Here is a 25,000-nt window from a genome sequence, read left to right as displayed (position 1 = left end):
CGTCGGCTCCGCTCAGTACGCGAACGACAGCGGGCGCTCGTGCGCCGTGTCCGGGTCGTTGTCGGGGTTGTCCGGGCTCGGGTCGTGCTCGCTGTCCGCCACGCCCTGGATCGCGTAGCGGTGCATGAGGCGGTACCAGAACACGGCGAGGATCCCGTAGAGCAGCGTGAAGGCGATCAGGCTCGTGAGGATCGTCCCCGTGCTGGTCACCGTCGAGACGCCGCGGGCGGTCAGCAGCCAGACGCCGTCGACGCCACCGGGGTTCGGGTTGGGCGCGACGACCCACGGCTGGCGGCCCATCTCGGTGAAGATCCACCCGAACGACGACGCCAGGAACGGGGTCGCGATCGCGGCGATGCCGAGCCGGCCGACCCACACGTTCCCGCTCACGCGGCCCTTGCGCGTCACCCAGAACGCGACGAGCGCGAGCGCGGCGGAGCCCAGGGCGAAGCCGATCATGAGGCGGAAGCCCCAGTAGGTGACGGCGAGGTTCGGGATGTAGCTGATCGGCTCGCCGTTCGCGTCGGTGTAGCCGAACCTCTCCTCGTACTCCTGCTGCAGCTGGTCGGTGCCCTGCAGGGTGGCGGAGAAGTCGCCGGTCGCCAGGAACGAGAGGGCGCCCGGGATCTCGAGCAGGTGCGTCACCTTGTCGCAGTCGTCGCCCGTGCCCAGCGGCCCGATCGCGAGGATCGAGAACGGCACGCTCGACGTCGTCTCGCACAGCGCCTCGGCGGCCGCCATCTTGGTCGGCTGCTGCTCGAACATGAGCTTGGCCTGCTGGTCACCGCTGAGCGCGACACCGACGCCCGAGATCACCATGACGATGACCCCGAGCACGACGGCCGGGCGGTACACGTCGCGGGCCTTCTCCGCCTGGCCCGCACGCACCAGCCGCACCATCCACCAGGCGGCGATGCCGGCGACGAACGTGCCCGCCGTGAGGAACGCGGCCGAGATCGTGTGCGGGAACGCCGCGAGCAGCGTGTTGTTCGACAGGACGGCGCCGATGTCCGTCATCTCGGCGCGCCCGCGCTCCTCGTTGAACGTGGCGCCGACGGGGTGCTGCATCCAGGAGTTCGCCGCGAGGATGAAGTACGCGGACAGGTTGGTGGCGATGGCCACCGCCCAGATGCAGGCGAGGTGGATCTTCTTCGGCAGCTTGTCCCAGCCGAAGATCCACAGCCCCAGGAACGTCGACTCGACGAAGAACGCGGCGAGCGCCTCCATGGCCAGCGGGGCACCGAAGACGTCCCCGACGAAGCGGGAGTACTCGCTCCAGGCCATGCCGAACTGGAACTCCTGCACGATGCCGGTGGCCACACCGATCGCGAAGTTGATGAGCAGGAGCTTGCCGAAGAACTTGGTCAGCCGCAGCCAGCGCTCGTTCCCGGTCCGCACCCACGCCGTCTGCATGATCGCGACGAGCGGTGCCAGCCCGATCGTCAACGGGACGAAGATGAAGTGGTAGACGGTCGTGATGCCGAACTGCCACCGTGCCACGTCCAGCGTGTCCACGAGTCCTCCGGGGTGCTTCGAGTGCGACGGAGTACGTCGGGTCGAGGGTCCGGGCACCCGACGGACGAGACGACCGGCCAGGTCAGACGGCCTGGCCAGGAACGCGAGGACCGAGTCCAGTCTGCCCCTGCGGGCGGGGCGCCGGAAGCCAGGCGCTCCGGGGGTGCGTCACATCGGGACGCGCCGCCGAGAACGGGCGGCACGCCGTGAGAAGGCCGCTGTGCGATACTGACCCCGGCTCCTAGGACGACCACACCGCCCCGGGACCCTTGAGCTCGCAGCACCAGCATGTCGTGCGCGCCAGCCGCCGCTTCGCCGCCCGCTGGTCCCCGATCGGGACTGACGGCTCCGGCCCCGCAGGCGATGGCGCCGACCGGGTGCAGCAGCCACGACCGCCGACTTTCCGTCGCCGCGCAGCACGCGTGCGACGACCGACCGACCGAGCACCGCCGCGTGTGGGTGGCGATGCCCGGTACCCAGGAGCACTTCGCGTGACCGACGAGAACACCCCCACCGCAGACGTGACGACCGCCGGGGGTGAGGCACCGCCCGCACCCCCGCGCCGCCGCCGTGCCACCCGCGTGACCGCCGCTCCCAGCATCGAGACCCCGGCAGACGCCGTGGTGACCGTGCCGGCCCCTGTCGCAGAGCACGCCGAGGCTCCCGTGGTCCCGGCACCCGCCGTCGAGGAGCCGAGCGCGGACGCACCCGCCGCCCCGCCCAAGAAGAAGTCCCGCCGCGTGACGCGCACGGTCGTGACCGTCGCGTCCGACGAGGCGCCTGCCGCGGCTCCCGAGGCTGAGGTGGAGGCCGAGGCCCCGCCCGTCGTCGAGGAGGCCTCTGAGCCTGTCGCCGCGGAGCCCGCCAAGGCTGCTCCGCGTCGTCGCCGCTCCGGCACCCGCGCCGCCGCCGCGCCCGAGCCGGTCGTCGAGCCCGTCGCCGAGCCGGTCGACGAGGACGAGGAGTCCGAGGGTGCAGCGACCCTCGACGTCCTGGCCGAGCTGGCCGCCACGACGCAGCAGGCCGAGCCCGCCGAGCAGGCGAACGCCACCACGAGCACGACCTCCACGGGGTCACGCTTCGCCACGACGGCGCTCCTGTTCCAGGCGCCGGACCCGACGGCGACGCGCCCGCGCCGCCGTCGCGCCCAGGCCAGCACGGGGTCGCCGGAGGCGATCTCCGAGGCCGCCCACCGCGACACCGCCGCGGACGCGACCGAGACCGTCGAGCAGGTCGAGGAGTCGGAGCAGGCCACTGCGCCCTCGTCTGCCTCGTCGCGCGGGTCGCGCCGCCGGGGCCGTCGCGGCCGCAGCGGTGACGCCGCGCCCGTCGAGGACGCCCCCGTCGAGGAGGTCGACGTCGAGGACGACCTCGCCACCGACGAGGTCGCCGAGGACCAGGTCGCGGACGACCAGGTCGAGACGGACGAGGACGACGAGACCGAGGCGGCCGACGAGGGCGCCACCGGTGCACCCCGTCGTCGTCGCCGTCGCGGCGGCCGTGGCCGGCGCAGCCGTCCCGAGTCGGGCGGCGCCACCGAGGACGCCGACGAGGCGGACGACGAGTCCGAGGACAGCACCGAGGGCGACACCGAGTCCGACGCCGACGACTCCGCAGGGGAGGGTGACGGTTCGAGCCGTCGCCGTCGCCGTCGTCGTCGCGGGTCCTCGCGGGGCGACTCCGGTGACCAGGCCGAGGCCCGCCCGGCCCGGACGCGCGCGCCCAGCGACGAGGTCACCGCGCTGCGCGGCTCGACCCGTCTCGAGGCCAAGCGTCAGCGTCGCCGGGACGGTCGCGACGCCGGCCGTCGCCGCCAGATCATCACCGAGTCCGAGTTCCTCGCCCGCCGCGAGTCGGTGGACCGGTCGATGATCGTGCGCGAGAAGAACGCCCGCACGCAGATCGCCGTCCTCGAGGACGGTGTGCTCGTGGAGCACTACGTCTCCAACCAGGCGCAGTCGTCGATGGTCGGCAACGTCTACCTCGGGCGCGTGCAGAACGTGCTGCCGAGCATGGAGGCGGCCTTCGTCGACGTCGGCAAGGGGCGCAACGCCGTGCTGTACGCCGGTGAGGTCAACTGGGACGCCGCCGGGCTCGAGGGCGGGTCGGCGCGGCGCATCGAGCAGGCGCTGAAGTCCGGCGACCCGGTGCTCGTGCAGGTCACCAAGGACCCGATCGGCCACAAGGGTGCCCGCCTGACCTCGCAGGTCACGCTCGCGGGCCGCTACCTCGTGTACGTCCCCGGTGGCGGCATGACCGGCATCAGCCGCAAGCTCCCGGACACCGAGCGCAACCGCCTCAAGAAGATCCTGCGCGAGATCGTCCCGGACTCCGCGGGCGTCATCGTCCGCACGGCGGCCGAGGGGGCCAGCGAGGACGAGCTGCGCGCCGACATCGCCCGCCTGCAGGGGCAGTGGGAGGCCATCGAGAAGAAGTCGAAGACCGCGTCGGCCCCGGCCCTGCTCCAGGGCGAGCCGGACATGGCCATCCGCGTGGTCCGCGACATCTTCAACGACGACTTCTCCTCGCTCGTGGTCGAGGGTGCCGACGCCTGGTCCACGATCTCGTCGTACATCGACGAGCTCGCCCCGGACCTGGCGCAGAAGGTGTCCCGCTGGGAGGCCGACACGGACGTGTTCGCGGTGCACCGCATCGACGAGCAGCTGGCCAAGGGCATGGACCGCAAGGTCTGGCTGCCGTCGGGCGGCTCGCTGGTCATCGACCGCACCGAGGCCATGACGGTCGTCGACGTCAACACCGGCAAGTTCACCGGCTCGGGCGGCACGCTCGAGGAGACCGTGACCCGCAACAACCTGGAGGCGGCCGAGGAGATCGTCCGCCAGCTCCGGCTGCGGGACATCGGCGGCATCATCGTCATCGACTTCATCGACATGGTGCTCGAGTCCAACCGCGACCTCGTGCTGCGCCGTCTGGTGGAGTGCCTGGGCCGTGACCGGACCAAGCACCAGGTCGCCGAGGTCACCTCGCTCGGCCTCGTCCAGATGACGCGCAAGCGCGTGGGTCAGGGCCTCGTCGAGGCGTTCAGCGAGACCTGCGAGCACTGCCACGGGCGCGGCTTCATCGTGCACGAGGAGCCGATCGAGAAGAACAACCAGCGTCCCGACGCCGGTGCCCAGCAGCAGCCCGCAGCAGCAGCCGCCGACGGTGAGGCCAAGCGGTCGCGTCGCAAGCGCGGCGGGGCCAAGGAGCCGGTCGCGCACGTCCCGCACGCGGGCGTGCCGGTCCTGCCCGAGGCTCGTGAGGCGGTCAAGGCGACGCTCGCGACCATCGCGGCGGCCGCGGCGCACGCCCACGAGCACGAGCACGAGCACGAGCACCACGCGCCGGCCGCGGCCGCCGAGCCGGCGGACTCCGTCGCGCCCAGCGCTCCCGGTCTCGACGTGCTCGCCGAGTTCGCCGCCGTGCAGGCGCCCGCCGAGCAGCAGCCCGCGGCCGAGTCCGACGGACCGGTCGAGGAGCTCGAGCTCACGGCGGTCCCCGCGGACGTGTTCGAGTCGGACGGCTCCGAGTCGACCGACGAGCCCGCCGCCGACGGCGACAGCCGGCAGGACTGAACGACGGGCGCTCGTGCCGGTCAGCCGACCGGCACGAGCGCCTCGTCGCGTGGGGTGAGCCGCACGCCGGCTACCCGCTCCTCCATGCGCGCCAGCCACCGCTCGCGCCGCTGCGGGGACACCTCAGCCACCCTCGGGTGGCTCAGCCAGCGCGCCGGCACGCCCATCTTGTGCCACACGCCACGGACCGACGCCTTCTGCGCGGTGTTGCCGAACAGCCACCGGTAGGCGGGTCCCGGGGTCGACATCGTGGTGGCCACGGTGACGCGCTGGAGCCGGGCGAACCGTCCTCGGGGCAGGCCGAAGGCACCGTCCTCGTAGGCCCAGCCCGGCACCAGGACCTTGTCGATGAAGCCCTTCATCACGGCCGGGGCGGTCTCCCACCAGACGGGGTGCACGAGGACGAGGTGGTCGGCGGCGTCGATCCGGCGCTGCAGGTCGGCCACGACGGGGTCGATGGTGGTGTGGTCCCGCCACGCCGCCAGGTCCGCCCGGCGCATCACCGGGTCGAAGCCGGAGGCGTCGAGGTCGAGGAGGTCCACCTCCCGGCCCGCGCGGTGCGCGCCCCGCACCGCGGCGTCCGCGAGCGCGTGGCAGAAGCTGCCCTCGTAGGGGTGGTTGACGATGACCATCGTGCGCACGACGCCTCCTTGAACGGTGTTAAGTTGAACAGCGTTAGATTGATTTAACGACGTTCAGTTGTCAAGGTGGGCCGGGCACCTACGGAGGGACGGGTCGGATGGCGCAGCGGCTGGATCGCGAGCGGATCGTGCGGCGTGCGCTCGACCTGCTGGACGAGGTCGGGCTGGACGGGCTGACGCTGCGCCGGCTGGCGAGCGACCTCGGGGTGCAGGCCGCCGCGCTGTACTGGCACGTGCCCAGCAAGGCGGCGCTGCTCGACGAGATGGCGACGACCATGCTCCGGGACCTCATCGAGGAGGCCAACGACGAGCTCGCCGCGCTGGCGGGGGAGCCGTGGCAGGACTGCGTGCGGCTCTCGGCCGTCCGGTTCCGCGCGGCGCTGCTGGCCCGTCGGGACGGCGCGCGGGTGTTCAGCGGTACCTACCTCGCGGACGAGCGGCTCGCCGGGTGGGTCGAGCTGCCGCTGTCGATCCTCGTCGGGGCCGGTTTCACCGTGGCCGACGCGACCCGCGCCTGGGGGACGCTGCTGGCGTTCGTGCAGGGGTTCGCGGTGGAGGAGCAGGCGCAGCCGCCCGGCGTGGGCGAGGATGTCGAGGAGCGCTTCGGCTTCGGCGTGGACGTGATCGTGCGCGGGCTCGAGTCCCGGCTCGCGGTGGCCGTCGCCTGACGGGTCGCCTGAACCGGGTGTCGTCGGTCACGTCACACCGACCCCGGGGCGGTCAGGTTTGACCCTGCGGCGTGGGGTCCGTACCCTAGAACGTCGGCGCGTCGTGTGCGCGCTGGTCAGGTGTGCCGCCGCCAGCTGAAGAGGTGGCGCCGACGCGAACCCCCACGGGAACCGGCGACAACCGGTGGCAGCGGGATGTGCGCGGGCGCAGGCAGGGCGCACCCAGAGCGTTAGTGACCTAGGCAGTTCGACGAGCAGAGATGAGCAGCAACGTGGTGTACGCGATCGTGAAGGCTGGCGGCCGCCAGGAGAAGGTCGCGGTGGGCGACGTCGTCGTCGTCGACCGCCTCGCCGCGCAGGCCGGGTCGACCATCGAGCTGACCGCCCTGCTCCTCGTCGACGGTGAGAAGGTCACCACCGACGCCAAGGCGCTGGCCAAGGTGAAGGTGACGGCGGAGGTCGTGCGGGACGAGAAGGGTCCCAAGATCGACATCCTCAAGTACAAGAACAAGACCGGCTACCGCAAGCGCCAGGGTCACCGCCAGAAGCTGACCCGCCTCAAGGTCACCGGCATCTCCTGATCTCGCGCCGTCGGCCTGTCGGTCGCAGGCACGCGCAGCCCCCCATTCTCTGAGCACGAAAGCAGGTTCGTCATGGCACACAAGAAGGGCGCGAGCTCCTCGCGCAACGGTCGCGACTCCAACGCCCAGCGCCTGGGCGTCAAGCGCTTCGGTGGCCAGGTCGTCAAGGCCGGCGAGATCATCGTCCGCCAGCGCGGCACGCACTTCCACCCCGGCGTGAACGTCGGCCGTGGCGGCGACGACACGCTGTTCGCCCTCGCCCCCGGCGCCGTGACCTTCGGGACGCGCCGTGGCCGCAAGGTCATCGACATCGTCGTGGCGGCCGAGGTCTGAGATTCATCTGACGTCGCGACATCGGTTCGCGGCGGGTCATTCGTGGAAGGGGCGCACCGGTGCGGTGCGCCCCTTCCGCGTGTGAGTATCAAGTCGTAGCAAAGGCAAGGGAGGTTCAGCCGTGGTGACATTCGTCGACCGGGTCGTGCTGCATGCGACCGGCGGTGACGGTGGGCACGGTTGTGCGTCCATCCACCGGGAGAAGTTCAAGCCGCTCGCGGGTCCCGACGGGGGCAACGGCGGCAACGGTGGCTCGGTGATCATCGCGGTCGACCCGCAGGTCACCACGCTGCTCGACTACCACCACTCGCCCCACCGGCACGCGCCTTCGGGGACGCAGGGCATGGGTGACCACCGCTCCGGCTCCACCGGCGCCGACCTGGTGCTCGGTGTTCCGGACGGCACCGTCGTGAAGGCTCCCGACGGCACCGTGCTCGCCGACCTCGTCGGCGTGGGCGCCGAGTACGTGGCGGCTGCCGGCGGCCGCGGAGGGCTCGGCAACGCCGCGCTCGCCTCGCAGCGCCGCAAGGCGCCCGGCTTCGCGCTGCTCGGCGAGCCCGGTACCGAGCAGGACATCGTCCTCGAGCTCAAGACCATCGCCGACGTCGCGCTCGTCGGCTACCCGAGCGCCGGCAAGTCCAGCCTCGTGGCCGCCATCTCCGCGGCCCGGCCGAAGATCGCCGACTACCCGTTCACGACGCTGGTCCCCAACCTCGGCGTGGTGCAGGCGGGCGGCGCGCGGTACACCGTCGCCGACGTCCCCGGCCTCATCCCGGGTGCGTCCGAAGGGCGTGGCCTGGGGCTGGAGTTCCTGCGTCACATCGAGCGCTGCGCGGTCATCGTGCACGTGCTCGACTGCGCGACGCTCGAGCCCGACCGTGACCCGCTCTCGGACCTCGAGGACATCGAGGTCGAGCTGCGGACCTACGCCGGAGACCTCTCCATCGAGGGCGGCCGGGTGCCGCTCCTGGAGCGGCCGCAGATCGTCGTGCTCAACAAGATCGACGTCCCCGAGGCGCGCGAGCTGGCCGAGCTGGTCAAGCCCGACCTCGAGGCCCGCGGGTTCCGTGTGTTCGAGATCTCGACGGCCAGCCACGAGGGCCTGCGCCCGCTGACGTTCGCGCTCGGGGAGATCGTCGACAAGGCCCGTCGCGACGCGCCGGCGCCGGAGAACACCCGCGTCGTGCTGCGCCCGAAGGCCGTGGACGACGCCGGGTTCACGGTGACGCGCCGCGAGGTCGAGGGCCAGGGCGTGTACTTCTGGGTGCGGGGCGAGAAGCCCGAGCGCTGGGTGCGCCAGACCGACTTCTCCAACGACGAGGCCGTGGGCTACCTGGCCGACCGGCTGGCGCGACTGGGGGTCGAGGAGAAGCTGTTCGCCACGGGTGCCGTCGCCGGCGACGAGGTGCGCATCGGTCCCGAGCACAACGCGGTCGTCTTCGACTGGGAGCCCACGCTCATGACCGGGTCCGAGTTCCTCGGCGGTCCGCGCGGCGTCGACCTGCGGCTCGAGGACCACTCGCGCCCGACGCGTGGCGAGAAGCGCCAGGAGTACAAGGAGCGCATGGACGCCAAGACGGAGGCGCGCGAGGAGCTGTGGACCGAGCGCGAGGCCGGCGTCTGGACCGACGCGGCGGAGAGCTGATCGTCCGGTACCCGGATAAGCGCGTGACCCGCGGCGTGTGCGCGGCAGAATGCGGGACGTGACCGTCGACGCCCTGCAGGACCGCCAGCAGCTGGTCTCGGCGTCCCGGGTGGTCGTCAAGATCGGCTCGTCGTCGCTGACCGGGCCGGACGGAAGGCTCGCTCCAGAGAGGCTGAACGCCCTGGTCGACGTGCTCGCCGCGCGCCGGGCCGCCGGTGGACAGGTGGTCCTGGTGTCCTCCGGCGCGATCGCCGCCGGCCTCGGTCCGCTCGGTCTGGCCGCCCGCCCGCGGGACCTGGCGACCCAGCAGGCGGCCGCGTCCGTCGGGCAGGGGCTGCTCGTCGCGCACTACTCCGCGGCGTTCGCCCGGTACGGGCTGCAGGTCGGGCAGGTGCTGCTGACCGCCGACGACACCGTCCGCCGCGTGCACTACCGCAACGCCCACCGGGCGCTGACCCGGCTGCTCGACCTCGGGATCGTGCCCGTCATCAACGAGAACGACGCGGTGGCCACCGACGAGATCCGGTTCGGGGACAACGACCGCCTCGCCGCCCTGGTCTCGCACCTGGTGCACGCCGACGCGCTCCTGCTGCTCAGCGACGTCGACTCGCTCTACACCGGCCCGCCGTCGCGCGACGGGTCCCGGCGCATCGCGTCCGTCGTCCACGCCCAGGACCTCGAGGGCATCGACGTCGCCTCGCGGGGCAGCGCCGTCGGGACCGGCGGGATGGTGACCAAGCTCGAGTCGGTGGCGATCGCGACGCAGTCCGGGGTCCCGGTCGTCCTGACGTCCGCCGCGCAGGCCGCGCAGGCGCTGGCCGGGCAGGACGTCGGCACGTGGTTCACCGCGACCGGCCGCCGGACGTCCATCCGTCGGCTGTGGCTCGCGCACGCCGCGAACACGCGTGGACGGCTCGTGCTCGACGCGGGCGCCGTCCGGGCGGTCCTGGAGCGGGGGACCTCGCTGCTGCCCGCCGGGGTGACCGGCGTCGAAGGCACGTTCGAGGCGGGTGACCCCGTGGAGCTCGTCGGCCCCGACGGTCTCCTCGTGGCGCGCGGGCTCGTCTCGTACGACGCCGACGAGGTGCCGCCGCTCCTGGGCCGCTCGACGTCCGAGCTGCGCGCGTCGCTCGGCCCGGGCTACGACCGCGAGCTGGTCCACCGCGACGACCTGGTCCTGGTGCGCAAGCGCCGCTGAACGCCGGCCCTCCGCGGGACGACGTCCGCACTCCTGCGCGCTCCACCAGGCACGAGTGCGGACGTTGCTGGACGCTTCGCGCCAACGTCCGCACTCCTGCCGGTTCCAGCCCTCACGGCTGCCGACATAGGCCGCCGTCGGCAGCGTCCGAGGAATCGAGCGCTATGGGGCTCACTTCCTCGGTCGTTTGCGCCCGCCACCCCGCAACGTCCGAGGGAACGAGCGTCATGGCGCTCTCTTCCTCGGACGTTGCAGGTGGTTGGTCGGCGGGTCAGGCCGTGATCGGGACCGGGGTGGGGGTGCGGTGAGGGAGCGGGGCGCGCAGGTTCAGGTGCTCGCGCAGGGTGGTGCCGGTGTACTCGGTGCGGTACGCGCCGCGTTCCTGGAGCTCGGGGACCAGGGTGTCGACGACGTCGTCCAGGCCGCCCGGCACGATCCACGGCGTGATGTTGAACCCGTCGCTCGCCCCGGTGCGGACCCAGCGGATGAGCTCCTCGGCGACGGTCGTCGGGGAGCCGACGAACCCGCGCTGGCGCTCCTGGGCGATGACGAGCTGACGGATGCTGAGGTTCTCGGCCTCCGCGCGGGCGCGCCACTCCTGGGCGATCTGGCGGGGGTCCTTGCCGCGACGCGGTGAGCCGCGGGTCTCGCCGATGACCTCGATGACCGGGTCGTGGCGGGGGACAGGACCGTCGGGGTCGTACCCGGAGAGATCCTCGCCCCACACCTGACCGAGCAGCGACAGCGCCGTGGCGGGCGTGACCTGCTGCTCCTTGACCCAGCGCGCCTTCTCCCACGCGTCGGCGTCCGTGGCGGCGAGGATGAACTGGGTGCCGGGCAGGATCTTGAGGTCGTCCTCCGGGCGGCCCGCGGCGACGGTGCGCGCACGGACGTCGGTGGCGAACGCGAGGGCGTCGTCGTAGTCGGTCCCGTGCGCGGAGAAGATGACCTCGGCGTGCGACGCCGCGAAGTCCCGGCCCGCGGGGGAGTCGCCGGCCTGGAACAGCACCGGATGACCCTGCGGGCTGCGGGGGACCGTCGGCGTGACCTCGATCTCCAGCGTCCGACCGGCGAACGTGACCGGCTCACCGGGGGTGCCGTCCCAGATCGCCTGTGCGGCGCGGACGAACTCCCCGGCACGCACGTAGCGCAGGTCGTGGTCGAGCCAGCCGCCGCGGCGGAAGTTCTCGCCGGTCCACGCGTTGTCGGTGGTGACGATGTTCCACGCGGCGCGGCCGCCGGAGAGCAGGTCCAGGCTGGCCAGGCGGCGCGCGAGGTCCGCCGGGTCGTTGTAGGTGACGTTCTGGGTGGCGGCGAGCCCGATGTGCGTGGTCACCGCGGCGAGCGCCGCGAGCTGCGTGATCGCGTCGGGCCGGCCGACGACGTCGAGGTCGTGCAGGACGCCGTTCTGCTCGCGCAGGCGCAGCCCCTCGCCCAGGAAGAACGCGTCGAACAGCCCGCGCTCGGCGGTCTGCACGATCTGGCGGAAGGACTCGAAGTCCGTCTGCGAGCCGCTGGCGGGGTCGGACCAGATGGTGGAGTGGTTGACGCCCTGGAAGAAGACGCCGAAGTGCACGTGGGCGTGCGGGCGGGGCAGGTCGGTCACGAGGTCTCCTGGAGCGTGGCGAAGCGGCTGGTCGGGCGGGGGAGGCCGAGGGTGTCGCGCAGGGTGGCGCCCGGTCGGGGCGTCGGTGTCGCGCGGGCGACCCGCAGGGCGGGCAGGACCCAGCGGACGAGCTGGGGCAGGTCCTCCTCCAGCAGCGACGGGAGCAGACGGACCCCGTCGACCGCGCCGCGGAGCGACAGCAGGAGCTCGACGAGCCCGTCCGGCGAGCCCGTCCACCGCAGCACGTCGCCCGCGGGGGCGAGGTCCTCGAGGGCCGCCAGCCGGTCGGCGGCGGACGCGCTCGGGGTGTCGAGGGTGACGTGCAGGTCGAGGAACGTCCGCGGCGCCGCGGAGGCCTGCGGTGCGTCCACGAGTGCGATGTCGAGCAGGTCCGCCGGCACCGTCCCGGTCCGGCCGACCACGACGGGCTGTCCCTGCGGGCCCCGCGGCACGATGAGCGGACCCTTGACGGTGAACGGGGCGCGCACCCCGTCGGGCGCCGCACGCAGGCCGGGCCCGGCGAACGGACCGCTCCCGCCGCTGGTGAAGTCGACGTAGTGCAGCCGGTCGCGGTCGATGTACCGGCCCGTCGCGGTGTCCCGGATGACGGCGTCGTCGTCCCACGAGTCCCACAGGTCCCGGACCACCCGGACCACGTCGCTCGTCTCCTCCAGCAGGTCGGGCCCCTCGGCCACGGGCCGGTCGAGCGCCGCGCGGCCTCCGGGGAGCGGTCCGGAGCCGACGAGCCAGCCGGAGCGGCCCGTCGTGGCGTGGTCCAGCGCCGCGACCTGGCTGGCCAGGTGGAACGGCTCGGTCACGCCCGGGTGGGCTAGCGGGACCAGGCCGATGCGCGACGTCAGGGGTGCGACGAACGCGGCGCGCGTGACCGCGTCGACGCGCGCGGGACCGACGAGGGCGTCGTCGAAGGTCACGAACGTGACCCCGGCGTTCTCCGCGGCGGCCACGGTGCGGCGCAGGTGGTCGGCGGACAGCAGCCGCTCGACGGGGACGGAGGTGGCCGCCGCGGCGCCGGGATGGGCGCCGGCGCCGTCGACCTCGAGGGCGAGGTGCAGGACCATGTCAGCGCACCGCGTCCACGGCCGAGCCCAGCCGGTCGACGAACTCGCGCAGGGTCTCGTTCGTGTGGTTGCCGTAGGCGAGGCGCAGGTGGTCGGCGAACTCGCGGCGGCCGGACGACGCGAAGAACTCGCCCTGCTGGTAGGTGGCACCGCGCTCGGCGGCCGCGGCGTACAGCGCCGCGGGGTCGATCGACGGGTCGGTGATCCGCGGCCAGAGGAAGAAGCCGCCCTCGGGGCGCACGGTCTCGATCAGCCCGCCCAGCCGCTCCTCGAGCGCGTCGACGACGACGTCCGCGCGCTCGCGGTACAGGTCGCGGGCGCGGGCCAGGGTCGAGTCGAACCACTGCGGGTCGTGGGTGAGCAGGTCGATGATGATGCGCTGCTCGAGGGTCGACGTGTGCGAGTCCTGGCGGTTGCGCAGCGTGACCAGCTGCTTCGCGATCCGCTCGGACGCCACCACCCAGCCGAGCCGCAGGCCCGGGCCGAGCGTCTTGGAGAACGTGTTGACGTGCACCACGTGGTCCGACGTGCTGAACACCCCGGCGTCCACCGCCTCGCCCCGGAAGCGAAGCTCGCGGTACGGGTTGTCGGCGAAGATCAGGAAGCCGTAGCGCTCGGCGAGCTCGACCAGCCGGACGCGGTCCGCGGTGGACAGCGTGCCCTGCGACGGGTTGTGGAAGTCGGGCACCGTGTAGAGGGCCGTGGGCCGGGCGCCGGCGCGCAGCTTCTCCTCGAGCTCGTCGACGTCGAGGCCGGCGGGGCCGACGCGCACGGGCAGGGTGCGGCCGTCGGAGAGCTCGAGCGCCCGCAGGAAGAGCGGGAAGATCGGGTTGTCGACGGCGACGAGCCCGCCGCGCTCGACCAGCGACAGCACGGCGAGCGACAGGCCGTGGAACCCGCCGTTCGTGATGATGACCCGCTCGACCGGTACACCCTCGCGCGCCGCGATCCAGGAGCGGAGCTCGTCGAGCCCGGCGGACTGGGAGTACTGGAACGCGGCCGGCCCCGAGCGCGTGCCCGTCAGGACCCGCTCGGTCGCGGCCAGGAGTGCGCCGACCGGGAGCGCGGAGTCGTCGGGGATCCCGCCGAGCAGCTCGATGTCACCCTCGCGGCGTCGTCGCAGGCTCGCGTCGCCGAACCCCTTGGGCGCGCTGAGCGCGCGGGCGAGGGTGGTGATCGAGGCCAGGGGCGCCAGCAGGTCTGGTGTCGTCGTCATCGGTTCTGCCTTCCGGGTGGGGCCCGACTCCTGTGTGCTCGGACCGGCCGGAACGTAGGCAGGGCGTACGGGCGGGTCAACGACGGATCCGATCCGTCTCATGCATCGGACGGTCGGTCTCGCCTCCTGGTCCAGTGGGCGAGACAAGTCTGTCAATCGTTGACTAGATCGGTCGGGATACCTACGTTCCGGCTCGTCCACAGCGCGGCCTGAAGGCTCTGTACCAGCGGGAGGGCTGGCAGCCCGTCGAGCCCTTCGGCGAGTACGTCGGCGACACCATCAGCCTCTGCTTCAGCAAGGAGCTCTCATGACCCGCACCCTGGGACCGCTGACCGTCTCCCCGGTCGGGCTCGGCGCCATGTCGCTCACCGGCGCGTACGGCACCGCGGACCGCGACGAGTCCGTGGCGACGGTGCAGCGTGCGCTCGCCCTGGGCGTGACCTTCTTCGACACCGCCGACGTGTACGCGGACGGGGAGAACGAGCGGCTGCTCGGACCGCTCCTGGCGCCGCACCGGCACGCGGTCGTGCTGGCCACCAAGGTGGGACTGGGCGTCCCGGGCCGGGAGGTCGACGGTCGGCCGGAGCACGTGCACCGCGCCATCGACGCGAGCCTGGCGCGGCTCGGCTGGGACCACGTCGACCTGTACTACCTGCACCGGGTGGACCCGCAGGTGCCGATCGAGGAGACCGTCGGCGCGCTCGCCGAGGTCGTCGCGGCGGGCAAGGCACGGCACATCGGCCTGTCCGAGGCGTCGGCGGCGACGATCCGACGGGCCCACGCCGTGCACCCCCTCGCGGCCGTGCAGAGCGAGTACTCGCTGTTCCACCGCGGGGTCGAGGACGAGGTCCTGCCGACGCTGCGCGAGCTCGGCATCGGCTTCGTCCCGTTCTCGCCGCTCGGCCGGGGCATCCTCAGCGGCGCCGTGACGTCGACCGCGTTCGACCCGGGCGACACCCGTGCCCGGCACGAGCGCTACCAGGGCGACGCGTTCGCCGCCAACGTCCGCCTCGCCGAGCGCCTGCGTTCCCTCGCCGACGCCCGCGGCGTGCCCGCCGCGCGCCTCGCCCTGGCGTGGGTGCTGGCCCAGGGCGACGACGTCGTGCCGATCCCCGGCACCCGCCACGCGGCGCACCTGGCGTCCAACGTCGAGGCCGCCGACCTCGTCCTGGACGCCGACGACGTGGCCGCCATCACCGACGCCGTGCCGGCCGGCGCGGTCGTCGGGGTGCGGCACCCGCAACCGCACCTGCTCGACGGCTGACCCACCCTCATCACGAAGGAGACCACCATGACCGACACCACCTCCCGTCCCGGCGCCCCCGCTGTGCACCTGAGCCTCGAGGAGGCCGCCGCACTGGCCCCGGCGGTCAGTGCCGCCGAGGCCGCCGAGCGCGTTGCCGCCGGCGCGTTCCTCGTCGACGTGCGCAGCGAGGCCGGCCGGTCGAGCACCGGCTCCATCCCGGGCGCGACCGTCGGCGACCGCTACGCGATCGACGAGGAGTTCGACCTCACCGCCGCCACCCGGCACACGCCCGTGGTGTCCCTGGACACCCCCATCGTGGTGGTCTGCGGCTCGGTCCGCGGGTCCGGTCCGGTCGCCGCGGAGCTGCGCGCGAAGGGCTTCACCGACGTGGTGCACGTCGAGGGGGGCTTCCCGGCGTGGAAGGACGCCGGGCTGCCCACGGAAGCACCCGTCGGATGAGCGTCCCCTCCACCGCCTTCCTCGACGAGCTGCACGCGCTGACGGACCGCCGTCGCGCCTCGTTCGTGCCGCTGACGTCGCCGTTCCCGGGCGCCGACGAGCCGGCGCGCGCGGCGGTGCGGGCCGCGGCGAAGGCGGGGGAGGGGGACGTCCTCGACGTCGCCCACGCGATCCACGCCCACCCCGAGGAGGCGTTCCGCGAGGTCCGCTCGGTGGCGGCGATCGCCGACCTCCTGCGCGGGCACGGCGTACCGGCCACCGTCGGGACGCACGGCCTGTCGACCGCGCTGCGGGCAGGGCTGACGGACGCGGGACCGGACGACGGCGACGTTCGCACGGACGCCGGCCCGACGATCGCCATCCTCGCCGAGTACGACGCGCTGCCCGGCGTGGGTCACGCCTGCGGGCACCACCTCATCGCCGGCGCGGCCACCGGGGCGTTCCTCGCGCTGCACCGGGCCGTCGCGGACGGCCTGTCGCTCCCGGGTCGGGTGCTGCTGCTGGGCACCCCGGCGGAGGAGGGCAGCTCGGGCAAGGAGATCCTGGCGCGCAACGGGTTCTTCGCCGGGGTCGACGCCGCGATCATGGTGCACCCGTTCGGGTTCGACGTCGTGGACCACCCGTTCCTGGGTCGGCGTCAGCTGCGCGTGACCTACCACGGGGTGGCCGCGCACGCGTCGGCGAGCCCGTTCATGGGCCGCAACGCGCTCGACGCGGTGGCGCTGAACTACCAGGCCGTCGCGATGCTGCGCCAGCACATCCCGCCGAGCGACCGCGTGCACGGCGTGGTGCTCGAGGGCGGGACGCGGCCGAGCGTCGTCCCGGAGCGGGCGACCGTCGAGTACTACGTGCGCTCCGCCCACCCGGCCACGCTCAAGGACCTGTCCGAGCGCCTGGCCGGCATCGCGCAGGGTGCGGCGCTGGCCACCGGCACGACGGCCGAGCTGGTCTGGGACGCCGCGCCGTTCACGCTGCCGGTGCGCACCAACGCACCCCTCGCGCAGCGGTGGGCCGTGCACCAGGCGAGCCAGGGGCGGACCGTCCTGGCGGGCGGCGTCGTGCCGGAGATCCTCGCGGCGTCCACCGACTTCGGGAACGTGAGCGTCCGGCTGCCCGGCATCCACCCGATGATCGCCGTGAGCGACCCGGACGTCGCGCTGCACACCCGCGAGTTCGCGGAGGTGGCCGGCGGCCCGCGCGGGGACGCCGCCGCGGTCGACGGGGCCGTCGGGCTCGCCCTCACGGCGCTGGACTACCTTGCCGACCCGGCGCTGCGTGCGGCGGTGCGGCAGGACTTCGAGGATGCCGGAGGCGTCCTGGACGTGGAGGGTTACTTCTCGTGAGTGCACCCGTCGTCCACGCCATCCACGAGAACCCCGACTGGTTCGGCCCGTTCGCCGACGCGCTCGACGCCGAGGGGGTCCCGTACGTCGAGTGGCTGCTGACCGGCGGCGTGCTCGACCTCGACGAGCCGCCCCCGGCGGGCGTGTTCTGGTCGCGCTTCTCGGCGTCCAGCCACACCCGCGGGCACGGGCTGTCCAAGGACCACACGCGCTCGGTCCTCTCGTGGGTGGAGGCGGCGGGCCGACGGACCGTCAACGGCCGCTCGGTGCTGGAGCTCGAGGTGAGCAAGGTGGCGCAGCTGACCGCGCTGCGGGCCGCCGGGATCGACGTGCCGCGCACGGTCGCCGTCGTCGGCTCCGCCGGCCTGGTCGACGCGGCGCGCCGGTTCGACGGCCCGTTCGTCGCCAAGCACAACCAGGGCGGCAAGGGTCTGGGCGTGCACCGGTTCGACGACGCGGACGAGCTCGCCGACCACGTGGCGTCGACCGAGTTCGAGGAGCCCGTCGACGGCGTCACCCTGCTCCAGGAGTACGTGCAGCCCGCCGACGGCACGATCACCCGCGTCGAGCTGGTCGGCGGCGAGCTCGTCTACGCGATCCGGGCCGACACCACCGCGGGCGGGTTCCAGCTGTGCCCCGCCGACGCGTGCGCGATCGGCCCGGACGGCCGCCCCATCGCTCCTCCGGGTGCGCTGCGGGCCCCCGAGCCGGGGGAGCAGATCTTCTCCCTGCGCGAGGACGTCGACGGCCTCCCGATCGACCGCTACCTGGCGTTCCTGGCTGCGCACCGGGTGGAGGTCGCGGGCGTCGAGCTGATCGAGGCGGCGGACGGCCGCCTCGTCACCTACGACGTGAACACGAACACCAACTACAACGCGGCCGTCGAGGCGGTCGCACCCCGCTCCGGCCCGCGGCAGGTCGCGCGGCTGCTCGGGGCGCTGCTGGCGAAGGAGAAGGCATGAGCGTGCAGGTGCGGACGGCCCGTGACGACGAGCTCGACGCGGTCGCGGCGCTGACCGAACGGGGCTTCGGCGCCGGTCCCTACGGTCCGACCACCGACCCGGAACGCCTGCGCCTGCTGCGCGACGCTGCGGGACGGGCTGCGGCCGGGGACCTGCTCGTCGCCGTCGACGGCGACCGCCTGCTCGGCACGCTCAGCCTGCTGCGCCCCGGCACGGGCTACACACGTCAGGCGCGGGACGACGAGGCCGAGGTGCGGCTGCTCACCACCGACCCGGACGCGCGCGGTCTCGGTGTCGGGGCCACGCTCGTCGCGGAGTCGATCACGCGGGCGCGTGCCTGGGGAGTTCGGGCGCTCGTGCTCGACACCGGCCCGCGCAACGTCGCGTCGCAGCGGCTCTACCACCGGCTCGGGTTCGAGCGCGTCGTCGAGCGGGAGACCGTCGTCGTCGCCCGCGGGGTCGGTCGGCTGGCCGTGTTCCGGTACGACCTCGCGCGCACCGGGGTGCGGGTCCGGCTCGTCGCCCCGCACGAGTACGACCGCGTCGCCAGGCTGTCCGTCGACGCGTACGGCCACGACTACGACCTGCCGGACGACTACCGCGCGTCGCTGGCCGACGTCGCCCCGCGGGCGCGCGAGCACGAGGTCTGGGTCGCCGAGGACCTGGCGACCGGCGACCTGCTCGGCACGGTCGTGACCCCGCGCGCAGGGAGCCACATCTCCGAGCTCGGGCGCGACGGCGAGCTGGACTTCCGGCTGCTCGCGGTCGACCCGGCCGCCCGCCGACGGGGGATCGGGGTGCTGCTCACCGAGCACGTCATCGCGCTGGCGCGGCAGCGAGGGCTCGACCGCGTCGTGATGAACTCCGGTCCGACGATGCTCGGTGCCCACGCGCTCTACCAGCGGCTCGGCTTCGTCCGGCTGACCGAGCGCGAGACGCGTGTCGTGCACGGCGGCACGCTTCTGGCCTTCGGCTACGACACGGTCGGGGGCTGACGTGGCCGTCGAGTTCCTCGGCGCGGGCTACGGCAACCCGTCGACCGAGACCACCCCGCTCGTCGGCCCCGTCTGGGACCCCGGCTACACCCGCGAGATCGTGCGGGCGCACGAGCAGCACGGCTGGGACCACGTGCTGTTCCCGTACGCCTCCGACGGACCCGACCCGGCGCAGGCCGCGGCGTGGGCCGCCGCGCACACGGACCGGATCCGGCTCCGGGTGGCGCACCGCCCGAACGTCTCGGCGCCCACCTTCGCGGCCAAGACGTTCGCGACGCTCGACACCGCGTCCGGCGGGCGCGTGACCGTGCACCTCATCGCGGGTGGCCTGACCAGCGACCAGCGTGCCGAGGGCGACGACCTGGACAAGGACGCGCGCTACGACCGGCTGGCCGACTACGCGGACGTGCTGCTCCGGTCGTGGACCTCGCCGACGCCGTTCTCGCACACGGGGCCGTACTACCGCACGGAGGAGTTCCTGCTGCGCGCGCGGTCGGCCCGACGACCCGGCCTGTCCGCCGGCGGGGCGTCCCGACGCGCCCTCGAGGTGGGCGCCCGCGTCGCCGACGTCTTCGCCCTCTTCGGCGAACCTCTCGCCGCGACCGCCGACCAGGTCGCGCTCCTGCGTGCGCTCGCGGCGGACGCCGGGCGGCCGACGCCACGGCTGCAGATCGCGTTCCGGCCGATCGTCGCGGCCACCGACGAGGAGGCCTGGGCGAAGGCCCACGCCATCCGCGCCCGCATCGACGAGCTGTCCGGACCGCGGCCGGTCGCCACCCTGACCGAGGCACCGCTGCGGCCGGGCGCGCTCCCGGAGAACACCGCGAACCTGCGTCTGGCCGAGCTCGCGGCGTCGGGGGAGCGGCACGACCGCGCGCTGTGGACCCCCACGGTCGCGGGCGCCGGCGGCCTCCCGACGAGCGCGACGGCGCTCGTCGGCTCCTACCGGACAGTGGCGGACGCGCTGCTCGACTACGTCGACCTCGGCTTCGAGATCTTCGGGCTGCGCGGCTACGACCTGGTGGCCGACGCGGTCGAGTTCGGCGACCACGTCATCCCGCTCGTCCACGCAGGCGTCCGCCAGCGGGAGGCGCTGTCCGCCGGGACTACCCTGGTGCGATGACGACGTCGCTCGACCAGCAGGTGCAGACGACCGCCGAGACGGACGTGACCGCGCAGGTCCGCGCGGTCGCCCAGCGGGCCAAGGTCGCCTCCCGGCGGCTCGCCACCGCCACCCGCGCGACCAAGGACGCGGCCCTGCGCGCGATGGCCGACGCGCTCGTCACGGCGACCGCCGAGATCGTGGCGGCGAACGCCGTGGACCTGGAGCGCGGCCGGGCCAACGGCACGTCCGCGGGACTGCTGGACCGCCTGGCGCTGACGCCCGAGCGCATCGTGGCCATCGCGGACGCCCTGCGTGAGCTCGCCACCCTGCCGGACCCGGTCGGGGAGGTCGTGCGCGGCCAGACCCTGCCGAACGGTCTGCGGATGCGCCAGGTGCGCGTGCCGATGGGCGTGGTCGGCATGATCTACGAGGCGCGCCCGAACGTCACCGTCGACGCCGCCGGGCTCGCGCTCAAGAGCGGGAACGCGGTCATCCTGCGCGGCGGCTCGGCCGCAGCGGCGAGCAACGAGGTGATCGTCGGCGTGCTGTCGCAGGCGCTCGTCGCGCAGCGTCTCCCCGGGGACCTCGTCCAGTCGATCGACGCGTGGGGCCGGCAGGGTGCCGTCGCGCTCATGCACGCCCGCGGGCTCGTGGACGTGCTGGTCCCACGCGGTGGCGCGGACCTCATCCAGACCGTCGTGCGCGAGTCGACGGTGCCGGTCGTCGAGACCGGCGTGGGCAACGTGCACGTCTACGTCGACGAGACCGCGGACCTCGCCGTCGCCATCCCGATCCTGCTGAACTCCAAGACGCAGCGCGTCGGCGTCTGCAACGCCGCCGAGACCTTGCTGGTGCACGCGGCCGTGGCCGACGAGTTCCTCCCGGTCGCCCTGGCGATGCTGGCCGACGCGGGCGTGACCGTGCACGGCGACGAGGCGACCCTCGCGCTCGCCCCGGACGAGGTCGGGTGCGTGCCGGCCACCGACGACGACTGGGCGCGGGAGTACCTGTCGCTCGATCTCGCCGTCCGCGTCGTGGACTCGCTCGACGACGCCCTGGAGCACATCCGCGAGTGGAGCTCCGGGCACACCGAGGCGATCGTCACGCGGGACCTCGCGGCGTCCGAGCGGTTCGTCGCCGAGGTGGACTCCGCGGCGGTCATGGTGAACGCGTCGACCCGGTTCACGGACGGCGGCCAGCTGGGTCTGGGAGCCGAGATCGGCATCTCCACGCAGAAGCTGCACGCGCGGGGGCCCATGGGTCTCGGGGAGCTCACCACCACGAAGTGGATCGTCCACGGGGACGGGCATGTACGCCCCTGATGGCACAGCCGATCGTGCGACACTGAGGGCTCTCGCCCACCTTGGAGGATTGACGTGCATGCTGCCCTGATCGCCGCTGCTGAAGCTGCTGAGCACACCAACGAGCTGCCGTTCCCGCCCGTGGTGTTCGGCGTCGGCGCGTTCGTCGGTCTCGTCGCCATGCTGCTCATCACGTTCGCCTTCCGGAGCGTCGGGACGCGCCACTGACCGACGGACCGGAAGGCACCGAACAGATGACGGAGCGGCCTCGCAGGCTGGGAGTGATGGGCGGCACGTTCGACCCCGTCCACCACGGTCACCTGGTCGCCGCGAGCGAGGTCGCCGCACGGTTCGACCTCGACGAGGTCGTCTTCGTCCCGACGGGGCAGCCGACGTTCAAGCTGGACCAGGACGTCACCACCGCCGAGCACCGCTACCTGATGACGGTGATCGCCACCGCGTCGAACCCGCGGTTCACGGTGAGCCGCGTCGACGTGGACCGGTCCGGTGTGACATACACCGTGGATACCCTCCGCGACCTCAAGACCGCGCGCCCTGACGCCGAACTCTTCTTCATCACGGGTGCGGACGCCATCGCACAGATCCTGACGTGGAAGGATGCCGACGAGCTCTTCTCGATGGCGCAGTTCGTGGCGGTCACCCGCCCCGGGCACGCGCTGTCGGTCGACGGGCTCCCCGGTGATCGTGTGCACATCCTGGAGGTCCCCGCCCTGGCGATCTCCTCGACCGATGTCCGCGCACGAGCACACGCCGGGCAGCCAGTCTGGTATCTCGTCCCTGACGGGGTCGTCCAGTACATCGCCAAGCACAGGTTGTATCGAGGTCAGTCATGAGTGAACCGGGAGAGCGGCGCCGCCGTCGCGAGCTCCATCGCAACCCTGAGACGGGTGACGTCCAGGGCGTCGCACCCGACCCCGGGTCCGCGGCCGCACCGTCGCCCGCCGTGCCGTCGCCCCCCGCGCCGGCGCGTCCGGACGTCCCGGTCTCCCGACGTGCCATGCGTGGGCCGAGCGGCGCCGAGGACACCCCTGCGCGCGGGACCGCGGCCGACTCCAGCCGGTCCCGCCGGTCCATCCGTGACACCTCGCTGGACCCGACGAGCTCGCGGCCCGCTCCGACGAGCTCCGGCACCCCGGCCTGGTCGACCCAGCCGCCCGCTGCCGCACCGCCCAGCCGTCCGGCCGCGCCGCCCGTCGCCCCGCCGCGTCAGGCACCGTCCAGCACGGCTCCCGCGATCTCCCGGCCCCCGGCCGCCCAGCGGCCCGCCGTCGCACCGCCGACCTCCCCGGCGACGTCGCGTCCCGCAGCGCCGACGTCGTCGGCGACGTCCCGTCCTGCCGCCGCTGCCCCGAGCAGTCCGCCCACCTCGCGCCCCGCTCCGACCCCGGACGCTCCGGCCCAGTGGGGTCAGCGTGGCGCCGCGCCCGCCGGTCCGAGCGCACCGGCCGGCCCGGGCGCGGGCTGGTCGCCGTCGCAGGAGCGGTCGACGACGAACCCCCCGCAGAGCAGCACCGCCGCACCGCCCGTCCGGCGCGAGAGCTCCGGCTGGTCCGGTGCAGCCGCGGCTGCCGCACCGGTCGGGTCGTGGGGCACGCAGCCGTCCGCCCCGCAGGTACCCGCACCGCAGCCGGCGCCGTGGCAGCAGCAGCAGCCCGCGCAGGCACCGGCCCCTGCCGCCCCGACCGCCCCCTGGCAGGCGACCCCGTCGGCCACGCGAGCGCCCGCGACGAGCCGGCCCGCCGCACAGCCGACCGGCCAGCCCGGCTGGTCGGGAGCGCCGACCCCCACCGCCCCCGCACCGGAGGCGGCACCCGCTCCGGCCGCGTGGGCGCCGACGGGACTCTCTCCCTCGGGCACCGTGCCCGCCCCCCGCGCAGGCGGGGAGCCCGCCGCGCCGGCGATGGCCACCGCGCCGGCTGCCGCTCGACCGGACCACGTCGGGTTCGGGGTAGGCCGCGACGAGGACGACGACGACTACGACGACGATGACGACGACCTCGACGAGCGCCCTCGCCACCCGTACACGTGGCTGCACCTGATCGTGCTCGCCCTCGTCGCGTTCGTGCTGGGCTTCCTCATCGTCCTGCTGCTGAGCAACAACTCGGACGAGGACCCCGGCTCCACCGCCGCGTCATCGTCCGCCGTGCACGTCGTGACCGGCCACTCGGCCGGACCCGCCTGACCTGCCCCACCCCGAACCAAGGAGACCCGTGGCTGCGACCGAACGAGCGATCGAGCTGGCCGTGGCGGCCGCTCGTGCCGCCTCCGACATCAAGGCCGAGGAGATCATCGCTCTCGACGTCAGCGAGCAGCTGGTCCTCACCGACGTCTTCCTCATCGCCTCCGGCACCAACGAGCGGCAGGTCGGCGCCATCGTCGACGCCGTCGAGGAGGCGCTCTTCAAGCTCGGCGCCAAGCCCATCCGCCGCGAGGGCAAGGCCGCGGGCCGGTGGGTCCTCGTGGACTTCGGCGACGTCGTGGTGCACGTCCAGCACGCGGAGGACCGGGTGTACTACGCCCTCGAGCGGCTGTGGAAGGACTGCCCCGTGATCGATCTCCCCGCTGACGCGCGGGGGACCGACGAGGGCACCGACGCGTGACGGCGGGGCGTCTGCTCCTGGTCCGGCACGGCCGGACCGCGTACAACTCGGAGGCGCGCCTCCAGGGCCAGGTGGACATCCCGCTGGATGCCGTCGGCCGCTGGCAGGCCCGCACCGCCGCCGCGCGGCTGCTGACGCGGCACGAGCCGACGGCGATCGTCGTGTCCGACCTCAGCCGCGCGCACGAGACGGCCAGCTTCCTGGCCCGTGCCGCCGGTCTCGACCTCACGGTCGACGCCCGGCTGCGCGAGCGCGCGTTCGGCCTCTGGGAAGGACTCACGGGCGACGACCTGCGCCGGGAATGGGCCGACGAGTTCGCCGTGTGGCGCGCCGGTGGCCAGCCCGAGGGCGTCGGCGCGGAGACGCGCGCCGAGGTCGCGGAGCGCGTGCGGGAGGGCATCCTCGAGCACGCCGCCGCGCTCGGTCCCGACGACACCCTCGTCGTCGTCTCGCACGGCTCCGCCATCAGCTGCGCCGTCGGTGACCTGCTCGGCATGCCGACCGACTGGCACGGCTTCGCCGGGATGCTCAACGCCCACTGGACCGAGCTCGTCGCCACCCGCGGTGACTTCTCACCGTCCTGGCGCATGGTCGGGTACAACCTCGGCCCCACCGACGCGTCGACGGACTGGAACGCGGGACCCGACACGACGCGCGACTCCGACGCCGACGCGGAGACCCGCGACCCCGATTAGCGTTTCTGGCCGCGTTCGATCTAGACTCTCCGAGCGCCTACGGGCGTATGTGGATCCCCTTCGGGGGAACCGCGGGGCTGTGGCGCAGCTGGTAGCGCACCTGCATGGCATGCAGGGGGTCAGGGGTTCGAATCCCCTCAGCTCCACCGAAAGTGCTGGTCAGAGGCCACGCCGGGATCCTGAACACAGGAGCCTGACGTGGCCATCGGCCGTTCG

23 protein-coding genes and 1 tRNA gene are annotated in these 25,000 nt (G+C 73.5%); 19 read left to right on the top strand and 5 right to left on the bottom strand.

Annotated features, from left to right (window positions below; all coding sequences use genetic code 11):
- Positions 1-12 precede the first annotated feature (12 nt).
- A complete protein-coding gene (locus ACXJKF_RS12155) occupies positions 13-1,515 on the bottom strand; it encodes a cytochrome ubiquinol oxidase subunit I (protein WP_456787972.1) in 1,503 nt (500 codons plus the stop codon).
- A gap of 491 nt (positions 1,516-2,006) precedes the next feature.
- On the opposite strand from ACXJKF_RS12155, the gene ACXJKF_RS12150 reads away from it, so the two are divergent.
- Positions 2,007-5,090 carry an Rne/Rng family ribonuclease gene (locus tag ACXJKF_RS12150; RefSeq protein ID WP_456787971.1) on the top strand — a complete coding sequence of 1,028 codons (3,084 nt, stop codon included), beginning with the start codon at positions 2,007-2,009 and terminating at the stop codon, positions 5,088-5,090.
- A 20-nt stretch (positions 5,091-5,110) separates the two neighbouring features.
- On the opposite strand, the gene ACXJKF_RS12145 is transcribed toward ACXJKF_RS12150, so the two are convergent.
- Positions 5,111-5,722, bottom strand: a complete 612-nt coding sequence (locus ACXJKF_RS12145) for an NAD(P)H-dependent oxidoreductase (RefSeq protein ID WP_456788033.1) — start codon at positions 5,720-5,722, stop codon at positions 5,111-5,113.
- 107 nt (positions 5,723-5,829) lie between these two features.
- On the opposite strand from ACXJKF_RS12145, the gene ACXJKF_RS12140 reads away from it, so the two are divergent.
- The 5 genes from ACXJKF_RS12140 (at position 5,830) to proB (ending at position 10,156) form a co-directional block, all read left to right on the top strand.
- Positions 5,830-6,399, top strand: coding sequence for a TetR/AcrR family transcriptional regulator C-terminal domain-containing protein (locus ACXJKF_RS12140; protein WP_456787970.1), 570 nt, complete (start codon positions 5,830-5,832; stop codon positions 6,397-6,399).
- 272 nt (positions 6,400-6,671) lie between these two features.
- Positions 6,672-6,980, top strand: a complete 309-nt coding sequence (rplU, locus tag ACXJKF_RS12135) for a 50S ribosomal protein L21 (protein WP_186814764.1) — start codon at positions 6,672-6,674, stop codon at positions 6,978-6,980.
- Between the two features lie 72 nt (positions 6,981-7,052).
- Complete coding sequence (gene rpmA, locus ACXJKF_RS12130; protein ID WP_055913072.1) at positions 7,053-7,313, top strand: 50S ribosomal protein L27; 261 nt, start codon at positions 7,053-7,055, stop codon at positions 7,311-7,313.
- 121 nt (positions 7,314-7,434) lie between these two features.
- Positions 7,435-8,958: a GTPase ObgE gene (obgE, locus tag ACXJKF_RS12125; protein ID WP_456787969.1), complete on the top strand. Its 1,524-nt coding sequence runs from the start codon at positions 7,435-7,437 to the stop codon at positions 8,956-8,958.
- Positions 8,959-9,007: 49 nt separating this feature from the next.
- Positions 9,008-10,156 (top strand): glutamate 5-kinase, encoded by a 1,149-nt coding sequence (gene proB, locus ACXJKF_RS12120; RefSeq protein ID WP_456787968.1) that lies wholly within the window; start codon positions 9,008-9,010, stop codon positions 10,154-10,156.
- 271 nt (positions 10,157-10,427) lie between these two features.
- On the opposite strand, the gene ACXJKF_RS12115 is transcribed toward proB, so the two are convergent.
- The 3 genes from ACXJKF_RS12115 to ACXJKF_RS12105 are packed head-to-tail and all read right to left on the bottom strand — an operon-like array spanning position 10,428 to position 14,057.
- Positions 10,428-11,762, bottom strand: a complete 1,335-nt coding sequence (locus ACXJKF_RS12115) for an LLM class flavin-dependent oxidoreductase (protein WP_456787967.1) — start codon at positions 11,760-11,762, stop codon at positions 10,428-10,430.
- A complete protein-coding gene (locus ACXJKF_RS12110; protein WP_456787966.1) occupies positions 11,759-12,841 on the bottom strand; it encodes an LLM class flavin-dependent oxidoreductase in 1,083 nt (360 codons plus the stop codon). The genes ACXJKF_RS12115 and ACXJKF_RS12110 overlap by 4 nt, the downstream gene beginning before the upstream one ends.
- A gap of 1 nt (position 12,842) precedes the next feature.
- Positions 12,843-14,057 carry an aminotransferase-like domain-containing protein gene (locus ACXJKF_RS12105; protein ID WP_456787965.1) on the bottom strand — a complete coding sequence of 405 codons (1,215 nt, stop codon included), beginning with the start codon at positions 14,055-14,057 and terminating at the stop codon, positions 12,843-12,845.
- Positions 14,058-14,364: 307 nt separating this feature from the next.
- Here ACXJKF_RS12105 and ACXJKF_RS12100 point away from each other — a divergent pair, with 307 nt between their 5' ends.
- The 13 genes from ACXJKF_RS12100 (at position 14,365) to ACXJKF_RS12040 (ending at position 24,930) form a co-directional block, all read left to right on the top strand.
- Positions 14,365-15,321 carry an aldo/keto reductase gene (locus tag ACXJKF_RS12100; protein ID WP_456787964.1) on the top strand — a complete coding sequence of 319 codons (957 nt, stop codon included), beginning with the start codon at positions 14,365-14,367 and terminating at the stop codon, positions 15,319-15,321.
- A gap of 27 nt (positions 15,322-15,348) precedes the next feature.
- Complete coding sequence (locus tag ACXJKF_RS12095) at positions 15,349-15,762, top strand: rhodanese-like domain-containing protein (RefSeq protein ID WP_456787963.1); 414 nt, start codon at positions 15,349-15,351, stop codon at positions 15,760-15,762.
- A complete protein-coding gene (locus tag ACXJKF_RS12090) occupies positions 15,759-17,105 on the top strand; it encodes a M20 family metallopeptidase (protein WP_456787962.1) in 1,347 nt (448 codons plus the stop codon). The genes ACXJKF_RS12095 and ACXJKF_RS12090 overlap by 4 nt, the downstream gene beginning before the upstream one ends.
- Positions 17,102-18,067 (top strand): ATP-grasp domain-containing protein, encoded by a 966-nt coding sequence (locus ACXJKF_RS12085; RefSeq protein WP_456787961.1) that lies wholly within the window; start codon positions 17,102-17,104, stop codon positions 18,065-18,067. The genes ACXJKF_RS12090 and ACXJKF_RS12085 overlap by 4 nt, the downstream gene beginning before the upstream one ends.
- Positions 18,064-19,062: a GNAT family N-acetyltransferase gene (locus ACXJKF_RS12080; RefSeq protein WP_456787960.1), complete on the top strand. Its 999-nt coding sequence runs from the start codon at positions 18,064-18,066 to the stop codon at positions 19,060-19,062. Before ACXJKF_RS12085 ends, ACXJKF_RS12080 begins: the two co-directional genes overlap by 4 nt.
- Before the next feature lies 1 nt (position 19,063).
- Positions 19,064-20,185: an LLM class flavin-dependent oxidoreductase gene (locus ACXJKF_RS12075; RefSeq protein ID WP_456787959.1), complete on the top strand. Its 1,122-nt coding sequence runs from the start codon at positions 19,064-19,066 to the stop codon at positions 20,183-20,185.
- Positions 20,182-21,489, top strand: coding sequence for a glutamate-5-semialdehyde dehydrogenase (locus tag ACXJKF_RS12070; protein WP_456787958.1), 1,308 nt, complete (start codon positions 20,182-20,184; stop codon positions 21,487-21,489). Before ACXJKF_RS12075 ends, ACXJKF_RS12070 begins: the two co-directional genes overlap by 4 nt.
- Before the next feature lie 54 nt (positions 21,490-21,543).
- Entirely contained in the window at positions 21,544-21,696 is a 153-nt protein-coding gene (locus tag ACXJKF_RS12065) for a hypothetical protein (RefSeq protein ID WP_200940513.1), read from the top strand.
- A 26-nt stretch (positions 21,697-21,722) separates the two neighbouring features.
- The gene (nadD, locus tag ACXJKF_RS12060) at positions 21,723-22,322 is read left to right on the top strand and encodes a nicotinate-nucleotide adenylyltransferase (protein WP_456787957.1); all 600 of its coding nucleotides are present in this window, start codon (positions 21,723-21,725) and stop codon (positions 22,320-22,322) included.
- Positions 22,319-23,671, top strand: coding sequence for a hypothetical protein (locus tag ACXJKF_RS12055; protein WP_456787956.1), 1,353 nt, complete (start codon positions 22,319-22,321; stop codon positions 23,669-23,671). The genes nadD and ACXJKF_RS12055 overlap by 4 nt, the downstream gene beginning before the upstream one ends.
- Positions 23,672-23,699: 28 nt before the next feature.
- Positions 23,700-24,089, top strand: coding sequence for a ribosome silencing factor (gene rsfS / locus ACXJKF_RS12050; RefSeq protein ID WP_421741012.1), 390 nt, complete (start codon positions 23,700-23,702; stop codon positions 24,087-24,089).
- The gene (locus ACXJKF_RS12045; protein WP_456787955.1) at positions 24,086-24,784 is read left to right on the top strand and encodes a histidine phosphatase family protein; all 699 of its coding nucleotides are present in this window, start codon (positions 24,086-24,088) and stop codon (positions 24,782-24,784) included. The genes rsfS and ACXJKF_RS12045 overlap by 4 nt, the downstream gene beginning before the upstream one ends.
- Before the next feature lie 73 nt (positions 24,785-24,857).
- Positions 24,858-24,930 (top strand) — tRNA-Ala (locus ACXJKF_RS12040).
- Positions 24,931-25,000 lie beyond the last annotated feature (70 nt).

It is taken from the genome of Cellulomonas sp. P5_C5, assembly GCF_054049655.1.
Note: the sequence above shows the minus strand (reverse complement) of the source record. Positions and strands in the feature narration are given on the sequence as shown.